Source organism: Providencia hangzhouensis (genome assembly GCF_029193595.2).
In the GTDB taxonomy this organism is placed as follows: Bacteria; Pseudomonadota; Gammaproteobacteria; order Enterobacterales; family Enterobacteriaceae; genus Providencia; species Providencia hangzhouensis.
In genome coordinates this window covers 2,812,631-2,826,440 of the sequence record NZ_CP135052.1, presented here as the reverse complement: position 1 = coordinate 2,826,440, position 13,810 = coordinate 2,812,631, and the positions used below count along the sequence as shown (strand labels likewise).

Here is a 13,810-nt window from a genome sequence, read left to right as displayed (position 1 = left end):
TTACATCGCGCCGAGTTTTTGTAAAGCAATGGTGAGACGTTCTTTCATTGCAACTTTATCAATCATATTTTCGAGAGCAACGATTTCGCCACCAACTTGTTGAGCGACTAATTGTTCAGCAATATCGCTTGTACCAACAAAGATATCACTCACAGTGCCTTTTGCTGAGCCTAGATCAACATGGTCAACATCTGCATTAACTTGCAAATCTTTTAAGATATTTTTGATGCTCATTTCCATCATCAAACTAGTACCTAAACCATTTCCACAAACAACAGTAATTTTCATAATATTTACCTTAATATTTAGCTTATTCGTATTTAGCGATGATTTTTAGAATGTCATCTACGTTTTCTGATTGCATGATGTTATCTACATCGTCTTGATTATCAAATAGTTCTGCGAGTTTCGCGATAGCACCAATATGGCTATTGCTATCAGTTGCTGCCAGTACAATTAACAATTTGATTGGGTCATTGCCATCGGAGCCAAATTCAACACCTTGTTTGATAACGGTTAACCCAAGAGATAATTGGTTTACTCCGTCTTCTGGACGTGCATGCGGCATGGCAATACCTGGGCCTAATACATAGTAAGGGCCGATTTTTTCGTGTGATTGAATTATTGCATCAATATATCTTGGTTCGATGAACTTATTATTAATTAATGGATTACAGGCGATTTTTATCGCTTCTTGCCAATTATTGGCACTGTCGACGACTTGAATGACGTTAGGGGTCAGTAATGTCGTTAGCATCGGGTTGCTCCTGGTAGAGTGAAATTATTATCTTTGTAATGGTTGAATGAATAGTAGTGTTCTATGGTAGCGCTATCTAGTTGAATCTTTCATTTTCGTGATAGCGCTATCATTTTAAAAAAATATAGCGAGCAAATATGAAATGAACACACTTCTCAGCTGATTAACAAATTCAACCTGTGGTAAGTTAACTAGGACTGGTGATATTGACTGTTTCTTTAGATTTAATAGAACCATATTGGCTATTTTTAGCGCATTTAATCTAGAACATGAGAAAAAGCAAAAAACATGCTTGATTCGAATGAAAATTGACCATCAAAGATCAATAACCTTAGGGTTAATAATCAGTTTAGGCTAAGTAAAAGTATTACATGCAAAAAATACGAAAAAGAAAAAATACAGGGCGAGTCACGCTGCAGGACGTCGCAAAATTCGCAGGCGTTGGGTCCATGACGGTATCTAGGGCTTTGCGTACACCCGAATTAGTGTCTGATAAGTTACGTGAAAAAATTAATGCTGCTGTTGAAGAACTTGGTTATATACCTAATTCCGCAGCAGGTATTTTAGCGTCAGGCCAAAGCCGTACTGTTGCTGTTTTAATTCCGTCTTTGCGTGATAATGCCAGTTCAGTTTTTCTGCAATCTTTACAAGAAGCACTGAACAAAAATAGTTATCAAGTTGTTATTGGTAGCCATGATTACCAGCAAAAAAAAGAGTCTGAGGTTTTATCGACATTATTGCAGAGTAACCCCGCAGCTTTGATTGTTTTTGGGGCGATAAACTCAGAAAGCGTTTCGAATTATTTGAAGAATTTAGATATCCCTGTAGTCAGTGTTGCGGGGGAATCTAATCATCCAGTCACGTTGAACATAAAAAGTAACGTTGGAGATGCGGTTAATTTTTTAACCAACTATATGTTACAAAAAGGGTATAAGAAGATAGGTTATATTGGTGCTCAAATGGACAGTAAAATGCAAAGTCAGCAATTAAGTGGCTGGAACCGAGCGATGCTGGCGTATAACCAAAGTGCAGATCAAAGTATTACAACTCCGTATGTCGCAACGATGGATTTTGGTCGTCAGGCAATTAGTGAGATGTTGACCCGCCAACCTGAGCTTGAAGCTGTGATTTGCAGTCATGAAATGATTGCACTTGGTGTCATTTTTGAGTGCCAAAGACGTTTAATTCAGATACCAAAAATGTTAGCAATTGCTTGTGTTGAAGGTACTTCAAATTGTGATCATATCCATCCGTCACTGACATCTGTGCGAATTGATTACAGTAAAATGGCACGAGAAACAGCGAAAAGGCTACAAAAATGGCTTGCAGATGTCGATTGTGACTTTGTTGAACGTAAAGAAGGGGTTGTTTTCCCATATAAATTTGAAGCAAGACAAAGTGCGTGAAATATAATTTATCGTATGTTGATCACGTTTTCTTGAATTTCTTGCTTATCCTTAAGTGAATAGGAGTGCGATAGCTCTCTATTTTGACGGTCAAAAAGATGTTTTTTTTTCTCTCGAAATAAGATTGTAGACTGGGTCACTATATCTTTTTTATTCTCTGCTAATGTATGAAAACTGCAAGTTAACGGGGTTAGCTCCGCGAGAATTTTATTAAATACTTGTACTATTCTGTTGTATTAGTCATTAACAGGGGAAGACAATGAAATTACTAAAAACAGTTATTTCCACCACAATTCTAGTTTCTTGTGGTGCGATGGCAACAATGTCGGGTTCCGAAATTCTGAAAGTACAGGATGGAGGAACTCCGAATAAAGTTTACACTTCGAACAAGCCGACCATTAAAGTCGCAACGTATAACATTGGTAAAAATGAGTTGTCACCTGATGTCAGTAATCTTGATGAGCTAAATAAGGCGATTGCGAAAATAGATGCTGATGTGATTGTTTTAACTGAAATTGATAATAAAACCGCTCGTAGTAAAAAAGTTCACCAGCTAGAAGAAATAGCTAAAGCCAATAAGATGGATTTTGCTTTTGGTAAGGCATTAGATTTTGATGGTGGAGAGTACGGTGTAGGAATTTTATCAAAATATAAAATTGATAAATCTAAAGTAATTAATTTACCTTCTGGTGATGCAGAACAACGGGTTGTATTAATATCTCAAATATCAAAGCCAGGTTTTGATGCACCAATTATTGTGATGGGAACACATCTGGATTGGCAGAAAGATCCAACCATTCGCATTGGGCAAGTGCGCCATATTTTAGATGCGAGTATTGGGGATACAGATACGGGGTTTGATAATATTGCGGCCTCAATAAAAATATTAGCGGGAGATTTCAATTCAACAGCTAATGAACAGCCTATCCAAGAAATTCGTTATATGTGGAACCCAGTTGAGTTTAAAGGTGTTGATTATCGTAGTTGGCCAGCGGTAAACCCAGCCATAGACATCGACCATATTTTTACATTTAAAGGGCAAGTTTGGGATGTGAAAAAAATGGAAATTCCAACGGATAGTAAAGAGTTTCAATGGTCAAGTGTTAGCGACCACCTACCTATAATTGCTGAATTAGAGCTACAAGAGCAATAAACACTTACAGAGAAATTTTCGATAAAAGGCCTCATTTGGTTTGTAGGCCTTTCCAACTGTAATGCTAAGTTAATTGCCTAGTATTTTTTTCCTTTCAATATAGCGTTTTTCAGCTATTTCTAAATAATACTCAACTGTTGAGTATATCTGCTGCCGCTGTTCTGCTAATTGTTGTGATGCATCTAATATTGCGCTCGTCTGCTGTTTAAATACAGTAAGAAAATTTTGAATGCTGTCGAAGTGACCTACGACGTTAGCATAGTAAAACTGGTATACATAAGATTCCTGAGAGTGGCTTAGATCTACGTTATTTCTGATGTTATTAGTTGCAAGTAATAGTAATTGAGTATTTGTCATGGTTAACCCTTTTTCTTTGGAAAGCAATGCTACATGAGATAAAAAAAATATTTTGTCAAATTTAGCCGGATAATTTTATGTATTGGTTAAATGCATCAATTATCCTAGGAATATTCTGTAATTTTGATTGGTCAGATATATCAAAAATTGTGTAAAAGAAGAGATATAGAGGCATTCAATGGTAAATTACAATATGCATATAGTTAAATATTCTTATGTTTCTTAAGGTGGGTTGATGATTTTAACTATTTTTTATCATATGGTTAACGTCGTTTTAATCAATTTATTTGTTATTTTTGTTTTATTAATCAATTGATTAGGTTGCGTTGCATTTTAACGGGTACTATAAAATTGCTAATTTAGCCTGAAATAAAGATACTCGTTAACGATATGCTAAAAATTAAGCTAAGAGATGATGCAAATTAATATGTTATTTCGTAGTGAATTGAATTTTAGGTATTTTTTGTTTTTATAATATCTAAATAAGCTAGATGAATTTTAATTGAAAATAACGGATTTATTATTAATTAATTCTATTTTACGCTTATATTGAGTGAAAATACTCATTAAGTGGGTTAATTAACATTTAGACATGACTATTATTGAATTGAATTGTTTTATTACATATTTTTGTTTATTTTTGTTAAGTTATGATAAACAGTTAAGGCTTATTATTGTTTCTGTTTTTGGGTAATTGAAACTATTTTAGTTAAAAAAATACAAATTGAAACAGTTAATGTTTCGAGTACTATTTATATTCTTAGTTTAATACTGGTATACTTACTCATTAGGTGTGTAAAATAAAGTATAAATACGAATAGCCCATATCAATCTAATTGTACTTATTCGCTTTGTTGGTAGCAGTTATCTGGGGTAATAATTAGAAAAACAAGTTATCTAATAAGGTATTCTTATATAGATAAGGTTGGTTGTTATTAAAATAATTATTATTTATTTACAATTGGCTGAAGATAACTGCTTAAGTATATTTTGGGGCGAAATTATTAGGTCATTTTGGTCAATTGGCTTGTTATTGAATAAATGAGAGCTTAGTAATATGAATATCATAAAGTTGCTCACAATTTTATTGTTAACTGGGGGCTCTTTTATCTTAGGTGTGACATTGAACTATACCCCTACACCTGATCTTGTGAAAATGGCTAAGAGTAGCGTTGAAGACTATTTATCTTATCCAGAATCTGCTTCATTTAAAAATGTGAAATATAATTTTATTCGCCAAACTGCGGATAAAGGGGATTTAGGTTATGTATGTGGCGAAGTGTTTCGAGTTAAGAATGCAAGGCTAGAAGGCTATAAAAAATTCATTGTGAAAGCTTACAGTGATAAACAAGGGAAGGTCTCCTTGTCTATTCCAATGGTCGAGGGAGATTACGATTTGGTACCAAAGGAAATGGTCGATTCGTTATGGACAAGATATTGCTTCTAAAAGTGAGCTATAGCGCAGGTTTTTCTATTAAATTAAGCTCGATAAGCAAAACGAATTCTATTAAAGAAAGCCGGTTTACGGCTTTCTTTAGTCCAAATATTACTTGAGTGTCATATCAACGTGATTAACCTTTTAATTCTCTAGCACATTGTTGCAAATGCAAGAAAGAGGCGAATCTTGTATCATGGCGGTTTTTATATGCTTCATTGGTTTGGTAGGTTAAGTCGATAGCACTAAATTGGTCCATAGCTTGCGAGACATCTTCACAGACTTTCCCTGCAACGGCACCAAGGATAGCAGAACCTAGCAATACTGGTTCACTGGCTTGTGTTGAAATCACAGGAACGCCACAAGCATCAGCAAGTAGCTGGCGGATCAACGGGTGCTGTCCTGCACCGCCACTAACAACAATATTTTCAATAGCAGCACCAGATTTTGCTTGTGCTTCAATGATTTGTCGTAATCCATAGCCAATTCCACACAGACCAGCAACATAGAAAGAAAGTAAATTTTCCATGCTGTTATCCATGGTTAATCCAGCAATGACAGCTCTGGCATGAGGGTCAGCAAAAGGTGCTCGATTCCCTAAAAATTCAGGAACCACATGTATTTTTTCAGCTAGTTCAACAGACTGTGATGGTGACGATGATTTTTCTAATACTAAATCCGCTAACATCACAGGCAAGGGTTTACCTTGCTCTTTTGCCGTAAGTTTTGCTTGTACTGAAGCGGGATGTAAGGATAGTAACTGGTCAATTGCAGCACCAGCCGCACTTTGGCCTCCTTCATTTAGCCACATGCCCGGTACCATTGCACTGAAATACGGACCCCATACACCCGGTATAAATACGGGTTCTTTAGTCGTTGTCATCGTGCATGAAGATGTGCCAAATACGTATGCCATATTAGCGGTTGCATCACCATTTACGCCAACGGTACCAATACCGCCTGCATGAGCATCTATCATGCCTGCAGCGACAGGTGTCCCTGCTAGTAATCCCATTTGTTGGGCTGCGGTTTCCGTTAAGCCTTCACCACAAGGCGTTCCTGGTTCTACAATAAGCTGACCAATACGTGCGAAATTTTCATCGGCAAGTTCAGATAGACCAATCTGTTGAAAGTAGCCTGCATCCCAACGTTTTTCATGGGCAAGATATGTCCACTTACAGGTGACAGTACAGGTTGAGCGAGCTAAGGAGCTAGTTGATTTCCAAGTTAAAAAATCGGCTAAATCAAAAAATTGCCATGCGTTATCATAGGATTGACGTAAATTTTCTTTTAGCCATAAAATCTTAGGCGTTTCCATTTCGGGCGAAATCTTACCGCCAACATAGTTTAGAACAGGGTGCTTTAATTGATTAATGCGCTCAGCTTGTTCTGTTGCACGGTGATCCATCCAAACAATAATATTGCGCTCAGGGTCATTCGATGGGCTAACCGTAATAGGATGTTTATCTGAACCAATGACAACCAGTGAGCAGGTTGCATCAAAGCCAATACCTGCAACTTGTTGTGGTTTTACTGTTGATGATGCTATCGCTTGCTTGACACAATAACAAACCGCTTCCCAAATTTCGTTACTTGATTGCTCAGCGAAATTGGCGTTATCACGGAAGAGCGTAATATCGCGTTTGGCAGATGCTAACATATTGCCGGACATATCAAAGACCCCGGCGCGTGCACTGCCTGTGCCAACATCGATACCAATAACGACTTTATCGTTATCTTTTAATCGTGCATGTGAATTATTCATTTTCCCTCCAAGGTGCTAACTGCAATGAATTGCGAGGTGACAAGTTAGAGATCAACACTGTTTGGCACAATAACAAGGTCACGAATAGTGACATTGCGTGGGCGAGTTAGCATAAATAATACGGCTTCAGCGACTTCAATCGGTTGCATTAAGCTACCATTTGCCAGAGCTTCTTCCATTTTTTCTTTCGGCCAATCATCGAGTAAGGCTGTCACTACAGGGCCAGGTAATACCGCACCAACACGGACACCATGTTCAGAAACTTGGCGGCGAGTTGAATGGACGAAGGCTTGGACAGCAAATTTTGATGCAGTGTAAATCGGCTCCCAGATTACTGGAACCACACCTGCAATTGAGCTGGTGAATAATACATCACCTGATTTTTGGGCAATAAAATGAGGTAGCACTGCGCGAACACAACGGAAGGCCGCATTAATGTTTAAGTTTAAAACTTTATCCCATACATCTGGGTCACCCTCAGCAACAGGGCCGCCAATATAAGCACCGGCATTAGCATGGAAAATATCTAAGCCGCCTGCTTTTTGTAAGATGGCATCTAGCATTCCATCAACTTGTTCTGGCTTCATTAAATCGACTACTAATGGAATCGCATTTTCACCTAGTTCCTCAACAAGTTGGTTTAATCGCTCTTCAGCACGGTCAATTAGAACGACTTTTGCACCCGCCTTGATCAGTGTACGTGCGCATTCAAGCCCGATACCTGAGGCAGCTCCGGTAATTGCTGCGACTTTGTTCTCAATAGAAATAGCCATAATTTACTCCAATCGGATATTTTAGCGAAATGTAAGAATGAAAAGCGTCTGAAATTAATGAAACAGCAATGAGTCACAACAATGGATAGGTGGCTACATGCGATGGATTGATAGTATTTATTTTGCAGTTTATCAACTCATGCATCATCAATTTCAATTTTGCTCAATCGATGTAGCAGTATTGCGACTTTTCGACTTTGGTGTCAAGCTAGTAAAAAATGGAGATAAGAATCTGTGACAAAGATCAGACAAAATAAGAAAACAACGATCTATGACCTTGCCGAATTAGCCGGGGTTTCAGCGAGTGCAGTGAGTGCAATACTCAACGGTAATTGGCAAAAAAGGCGAATTAGCGCACAACTTGCGGAAAAAGTGATCCGCATCGCCGAAGAACAAAATTATGCAGTTAACAAGCAAGCCAGCTTATTGCGCAGTAATAAATCCAAAATAATTGGTATGTTGGTTCCGAAGTATGACAACCGCTATTTTGGCTCTATTGTCGAGCATTTTGAAGAAATGGCGCGTGAAAGGGGGCTGTTTCCTATTATTACTTGTACGCGGCGTGACCCAAAGTTAGAAATAGAAGCTGCACGCGCAATGATTTCTTATCAGGTTGATTGGTTGATTTCAACAGGGGCAACGAACCCGGATAAAATTACTGAAATTTGCCAAGCCTCGGGGGTTTCGACCTTAAATTTAGACTTACCGGGCTCGTTGGCGCCTTCGGTTATTTCAAATAACTATCTTGGTGCAAAAAATTTAACCCAACGTATTTTAAGCAAAAATAAGTCTCAAACATCAATAAATGAAGCTTTAATTTTTATTGGTGGTCGTGAACATGACCACAATACACGTGAACGTATTCGTGGGTTTATTGATGCGCATAATGAAAAAGGTATCACGGTTCCACAAGAAAATATTTTGGCTTGTGGTTATGCCCCCGAAAAAGCTGAAAAATCACTCTCACAGTTTTTTGAACAGAATAATGATGATCCACAGAAAATAGTGAAATGCGGTTTGTTTATTAATTCAACTATTTCATTAGAAGGGGTTATTGATTGGTTAGGTAAAAAGGGCTATATCGGTTCACAGCAACCCCACTTAGGCTGTTTTGACTGGGATCCTTTTGTTGCTCTTTTAGGTAATGACATCGAAATGGTCAAACAGGATGTGCCAACGATGTTAAATCATATTTTTAAGTTGATAGATAATGAAAATAGCAAAGCACAATTAATTGAAGTGTTACCTGTGGGGGTGGTTAAAGAGTGATATTAAGAAAGTGCCGCTTATCGTTGGTGACCAATAAGCGGCGGAAGGTTATTGTTTATTCAGAGTTGTAACCAATAATTGGTGGCGTTGGTTATAGAATTTTGTATAGGTCATATACCCAGCCAGTATGGTTGAAAGGCTTGCTGTACCTAACAACATAAAAGTCACCATAATCTGGTACTTAACAGCTTGTAATGGGTCAACTCCAGCGAAAATCAACCCAGACATCATGCCCGGTAAGCTGACAATTCCCACTGTTTTGGCAGAATCTACCGTTGGGATCAATGATGCTCGGATACTGTCACGAATAATAGCAGCGGAAGCAACTTTGGGCGTTGCCCCTAAACTAAGCATTTCTTGAATTTGTTGTTGCTGGCTTGAAAACCGTTGACCAAGGTTATTAAAGCATAACCCTACCGCAATCATGGCGTTACCCGCAATCATTCCAGTAATAGGAATTACCTGCATAGGCGTAAATGCAATGGCATTGGTTAATATCAGAATTAACAATGTAAGAAATGTGCCAGAGGTAATGGCAATTAATGCAGTAACATAAATTTTATCAATATATTTGCTTCTTTTCTTAGCGTTCCACGCAGCATTGACACAAATAAACATCACCAATGCAATCGTGAGCAATTCGTGATCAACATTAAAAATATATTTTAGAATGTAGCCAGCGATCAATAGTTGAATAATCGCTCGGCAAGTACTCCAGATAATATCTTTTTCAAGGGATAGTTTTTCTTTATGGCTAATAAAAATAGCCACGAGGACTAACAGGATTGAAAAGGTTAAGGATTCATTGGAAATAGTTGGTTGATGCACAGTGATATCCTATGATTCGTTGTGATGAACAGGAAGGGTGATAACTTCATTGGTATGAGCGATTTCATCTTGGTCATGAGTTACCCATAGCACGCCTATTTTTTTGTCACTCGTTAAATGATGGATAAATTCATTCACTATAATTTTGTTTTCTTCATCAAGGGCACTGGTGATTTCATCTAATAGCAAGACTTGCGGAAGAAATTGTAAGTTTCTAATAAGAGAAATACGCTGTTTTTCTCCTCCAGAGAGTTCATTGATCCCTTTATCCAAAATAGATTCATGTAGAGAAAATTGGTGCAAATCACTGATGACTTTGTCTTTATTAAATAGCAACTTTCGAATTTGATAGGGAAAAACGAGGTTGTCATACACAGTTTGTCCAAATAAAGTGGGCGTTTGAGTACAGTAAGAAACCTGCTGACGATAAGTTTCTGGGAGGATGGTATTGATATCTTTCCCTTGAAACTTAATCGTTCCTTGAGTAGGTGAAATTAACGAGGCCACTATTTTTAATAAGGTACTTTTACCGCAGCCGGAAGGACCCGTAATCAGTTTAAAGTCGCCTGCCTGTAAGTTAATCTGCACATTATCAAGAATTGTTTTTTGCTCAATGCTATAGCCAATGTTACTAAGTTGTAATAGCAAGTTGCTTTGTTCCATATTATCAATGACCTATAAATTAAGTGCGCAGCATTTAGTGTAAATGATATTCATTCAATATCTTACTCAATAATACAGCGCTGATATTGTTCAATATCAATTTAGATATAACTAATATTATGCGCCAATTAATTGAAAAATTATAGGGGAAGAAAAAATACACTTCTAATGAAGTAGGACAACGTAGATGAGTTCTAGGAAAGATTTGTACAGTTGAAAATAAAGCACAAATATTCATTCAAATTATTATTTTGAACATATGTGCATTCAGAATTTAGGATGGTATTTAATTTGAGAGATATCTCTTTTTTTTACATAAATAATATAGAGTTTAACTAGTGATAATATTATATTAATAATACCAAGTAATCTAATCTGCACTTAATATTTTGTTGTCTCTCTAAGGCAACACTATATTTATTTCATCTATATATTAAATATCACATCATGACATTAAGGAATTAAAATGAAAAAATTTAGTGGCTATAACACCAACTTTTCACTTGATGGCAAGGTCGCTTTAATTACAGGGGGAGCTGCAGGCATTGGGTTGGCGATTGCTCAACTGTATGTCGAAAAAGGGGCTAAAATTGCGTTAATTGATAAGTCAGATAAAGTAGTGAAAATTGCAGAGAAATTAAAAAATTCAATTGGTATTCAATGTGATATCACAAATTCTGAGGCGGTTTCTCAGATGGTAAAACATGTCATTGAGCATTATGGTACATTAGATATTGTCGTCAATAGTGCTGGAATTGTAGCGCTTGCTCCCGCTGAAAATTTAAGTGAGTCAGACTGGGATTTAACCATGAACGTGAATTTAAAAGGGACTTTTTTGGTTTGCCAATCTGCAGGTAATATCATGATTAATAATGGAAAAGGGAAGATTATTAATATGGCATCACAAGCAGGCGTGATTGCCTTAGACCAACATGCCGCCTATTGTGCGAGTAAAGCAGCGATTATTGGTTTAACCCAAGTATTAGCACTTGAATGGAGCCCTAAAGGGATACAAACCAACGCCATTTCACCAACTATTGTGATGACAGAACTGGGCAAAAAAGCGTGGGAAGGTGAAAAAGGTGATGAAATGAAAGAAAAAATTCCTGCAAGGCGTTTTGCTGAACCGTCTGAAATTGCCGCATGTGCATTATTTTTGGCCAGTGATGCATCCGATATGATCACCGGACATAATTTGGTTATTGATGGTGGCTACAGTATCCAATAGTGATATTTAATAATGAATAAAGTGAGTGTGAGTAGCGACTCGCTTTATTTATTATTGATGATTTTATTTAAATAAAAAATAAGCCAAATAACATAAGTATTATTTGGCTTGTAATAGAAAATTACAAAGTAGGATAACAGATATTAATTATTGCTATATCAATTAATCATTAGGTTTTAATAATGAAAGCGACATAGTAATAAGCTTTTCTACGGTGAAACCAAAATATTCAAATAATTGGTTTGCAGGAGCCGACTCCCCAAAGCTATTCATTCCCATGACCAATCCATCAATTCCTACATATTTACGCCAGTAATCACTTATACTGGCTTCGATAGCAATACGGTGCCGAACGTGATTGGGTAAAACGCGCTGTTGGTACTCTAAGGGTTGTTGGTCAAAGGTATCTGTTGAAGGCATCGAAATAACATTCACATTAAACCCTTGTTCAGTCAGTTGTTTCCAAGCTTCAACCGCTAATGTGACTTCAGAGCCTGTGGCAATTAATAGTAATTCAGGGTTTTCACTATTACTGCGCAAAATATATCCACCATGTGCAATATTGGCGAGTTGTTCAGTTGTTCGCGAATATTGTATTAGGTTTTGCCGCGATAATATTAAGGCGGTTGGCGTATGTTTCGCTAAGATAGCTTGTTGCCAAGCCACCGCTGTTTCTACTTGGCAACAAGGGCGCCATACTGACAAACTAGGTGTTGCACGTAGTGAAACAAGTTGCTCAACAGGTTGGTGCGTTGGGCCATCTTCACCTAATCCAATGGAATCGTGAGTATAAATGAGTATTTGGGGCAATTTCATTAATGCGGCCATTCTCACGGCATTTTGCGCATATTCAGAGAACATCAAAAAAGTTGCTGTGTAAGGGCGAAAACCGCCGTGTAATGCAATTCCATTAGCAATGGCGGTCATACCAAACTCTCTGACGCCATAGTGAATATAGTTGCCTGAAGGCTGTTCATTAATTGGCAGTGACCCAGACCAATAGGTGAGGTTGCTTGGGGCTAAGTCTGCGGAACCACCGATTAATTCAGATAAAACAGGGCCAATAATATTGAGTGTATTTTGTGACGCTTTACGTGTAGCTATCGTTGCAGGGTTTTCATTTAATTGTTGAATGAAGTTATCAATGATATCTGTAAATTTTTCAGGAAGTTGATTGGATAATCGCTGCGTTAGCTGCTCGGCAAGTTCTGGGTATTGTTTGGCATATTCTCGTAATGCTTGCTCCCAACGTAATTGCTGTTCAGCACCATGTTCTAGGGCATTCCAAGGCTGGTATATTTCATCAGGAATAACAAAAGGAGGGTATTCCCAGCCGAGTTGTTGACGAGTCAGCGCTATTTCGTCTTGCCCTAATGGAGCACCATGAGAATCGGCTGTCCCGGCTTTATTGGGAGACCCATAACCAATAGTGGTTCTGCAAATAATGAGGGTTGGTTTCGAGGTTTGTTGGCGAGCTTGTTCGATGGCCGCTTTGATTGCAGGCCGAGAATGTCCATCGACTTGGCGAATAACATGCCAGCCATAAGCTTCAAAACGCTTTGCGGTATTATCAGTAAACCAACCTTGAGTATTACCATCAATAGAAATACGGTTATCATCATAAAAGGCAATGAGTTTATTGAGTTTTAGCGTTCCTGCTAATGAACACACCTCATGGGAGATCCCCTCCATTAAGCAGCCATCACCTAAAAATGTGTAGGTATAGTGGTCGACAACGGGGAAACCAGAGCGATTAAACGTAGCAGCCAACGTTTTTTCTGCTATTGCCATACCAACCGCGTTGGCAATGCCTTGGCCTAAAGGACCTGTAGTGGTTTCAACACCGGGGGTATAGCCTAATTCAGGATGACCCGGTGTTTTGGAATGGAGCTGACGGAACTGTTTTAAATCGTCGATAGATAAATCATAGCCCGTTAAATGAAGTAAGCTATAGAGCAGCATTGATGCATGGCCGTTTGACAAGACGAAACGGTCACGATTAGGCCAATTCGGGTCAGCAGGGTTGTGCTGTAAGTAATCTCGCCATAGGACTTCGGCAATATCAGCCATTCCCATTGGTGCGCCGGGGTGGCCTGAGTTGGCTTGTTGTACGGCATCTATTGAAAGAAATCGAATGGCATTGGCTAATTTATTTTGTGGTTGAGTGGACATTACA

At 38.0% G+C, this 13,810-nt stretch carries 13 protein-coding genes; 5 read left to right on the top strand and 8 right to left on the bottom strand.

Annotated elements, in window-relative coordinates; translation table 11 throughout:
• Both PZ638_RS12770 and PZ638_RS12765 read right to left on the bottom strand, forming a co-directional pair.
• Positions 1 to 288, bottom strand: coding sequence for a PTS sugar transporter subunit IIB (locus tag PZ638_RS12770; protein WP_004263481.1), 288 nt, complete (start codon positions 286 to 288; stop codon positions 1 to 3).
• 22 nt (positions 289 to 310) lie between these two features.
• Positions 311 to 757 (bottom strand): PTS sugar transporter subunit IIA, encoded by a 447-nt coding sequence (locus tag PZ638_RS12765; RefSeq protein ID WP_004263485.1) that lies wholly within the window; start codon positions 755 to 757, stop codon positions 311 to 313.
• 371 nt (positions 758 to 1,128) lie between these two features.
• On the opposite strand from PZ638_RS12765, the gene PZ638_RS12760 reads away from it, so the two are divergent.
• The gene (locus PZ638_RS12760) at positions 1,129 to 2,163 is read left to right on the top strand and encodes a LacI family DNA-binding transcriptional regulator (protein ID WP_004263493.1); all 1,035 of its coding nucleotides are present in this window, start codon (positions 1,129 to 1,131) and stop codon (positions 2,161 to 2,163) included.
• A 259-nt stretch (positions 2,164 to 2,422) separates the two neighbouring features.
• Positions 2,423 to 3,316 carry an endonuclease/exonuclease/phosphatase family protein gene (locus tag PZ638_RS12755; protein ID WP_094961234.1) on the top strand — a complete coding sequence of 298 codons (894 nt, stop codon included), beginning with the start codon at positions 2,423 to 2,425 and terminating at the stop codon, positions 3,314 to 3,316.
• Between the two features lie 69 nt (positions 3,317 to 3,385).
• Here PZ638_RS12755 and PZ638_RS12750 read toward each other — a convergent pair whose 3' ends face one another.
• Positions 3,386 to 3,673 (bottom strand): hypothetical protein, encoded by a 288-nt coding sequence (locus PZ638_RS12750; protein WP_094961235.1) that lies wholly within the window; start codon positions 3,671 to 3,673, stop codon positions 3,386 to 3,388.
• A gap of 1,057 nt (positions 3,674 to 4,730) precedes the next feature.
• Between PZ638_RS12750 and PZ638_RS12745 the strand changes: the two genes are divergently transcribed.
• Entirely contained in the window at positions 4,731 to 5,120 is a 390-nt protein-coding gene (locus PZ638_RS12745) for a hypothetical protein (protein WP_004263505.1), read from the top strand.
• 124 nt (positions 5,121 to 5,244) lie between these two features.
• On the opposite strand, the gene PZ638_RS12740 is transcribed toward PZ638_RS12745, so the two are convergent.
• Positions 5,245 to 6,873, bottom strand: coding sequence for an FGGY-family carbohydrate kinase (locus PZ638_RS12740; protein WP_094961236.1), 1,629 nt, complete (start codon positions 6,871 to 6,873; stop codon positions 5,245 to 5,247).
• Positions 6,874 to 6,917: 44 nt separating this feature from the next.
• Positions 6,918 to 7,646 carry an SDR family oxidoreductase gene (locus tag PZ638_RS12735; RefSeq protein ID WP_014657463.1) on the bottom strand — a complete coding sequence of 243 codons (729 nt, stop codon included), beginning with the start codon at positions 7,644 to 7,646 and terminating at the stop codon, positions 6,918 to 6,920.
• 234 nt (positions 7,647 to 7,880) lie between these two features.
• Here PZ638_RS12735 and PZ638_RS12730 point away from each other — a divergent pair, with 234 nt between their 5' ends.
• Positions 7,881 to 8,915, top strand: coding sequence for a LacI family DNA-binding transcriptional regulator (locus PZ638_RS12730; protein ID WP_094961237.1), 1,035 nt, complete (start codon positions 7,881 to 7,883; stop codon positions 8,913 to 8,915).
• A gap of 48 nt (positions 8,916 to 8,963) precedes the next feature.
• On the opposite strand, the gene fetB is transcribed toward PZ638_RS12730, so the two are convergent.
• Both fetB and fetA read right to left on the bottom strand, forming a co-directional pair.
• Positions 8,964 to 9,743, bottom strand: a complete 780-nt coding sequence (gene fetB, locus PZ638_RS12725; RefSeq protein WP_094961238.1) for an iron efflux ABC transporter permease subunit FetB — start codon at positions 9,741 to 9,743, stop codon at positions 8,964 to 8,966.
• Positions 9,744 to 9,752: 9 nt separating this feature from the next.
• Positions 9,753 to 10,406, bottom strand: coding sequence for an iron efflux ABC transporter ATP-binding subunit FetA (fetA, locus tag PZ638_RS12720; RefSeq protein WP_094961239.1), 654 nt, complete (start codon positions 10,404 to 10,406; stop codon positions 9,753 to 9,755).
• Between the two features lie 466 nt (positions 10,407 to 10,872).
• Between fetA and PZ638_RS12715 the strand changes: the two genes are divergently transcribed.
• Positions 10,873 to 11,634, top strand: a complete 762-nt coding sequence (locus PZ638_RS12715) for an SDR family oxidoreductase (RefSeq protein ID WP_144140093.1) — start codon at positions 10,873 to 10,875, stop codon at positions 11,632 to 11,634.
• A 162-nt stretch (positions 11,635 to 11,796) separates the two neighbouring features.
• On the opposite strand, the gene tkt is transcribed toward PZ638_RS12715, so the two are convergent.
• Positions 11,797 to 13,806, bottom strand: coding sequence for a transketolase (tkt, locus tag PZ638_RS12710; protein WP_144140096.1), 2,010 nt, complete (start codon positions 13,804 to 13,806; stop codon positions 11,797 to 11,799).
• Positions 13,807 to 13,810 lie beyond the last annotated feature (4 nt).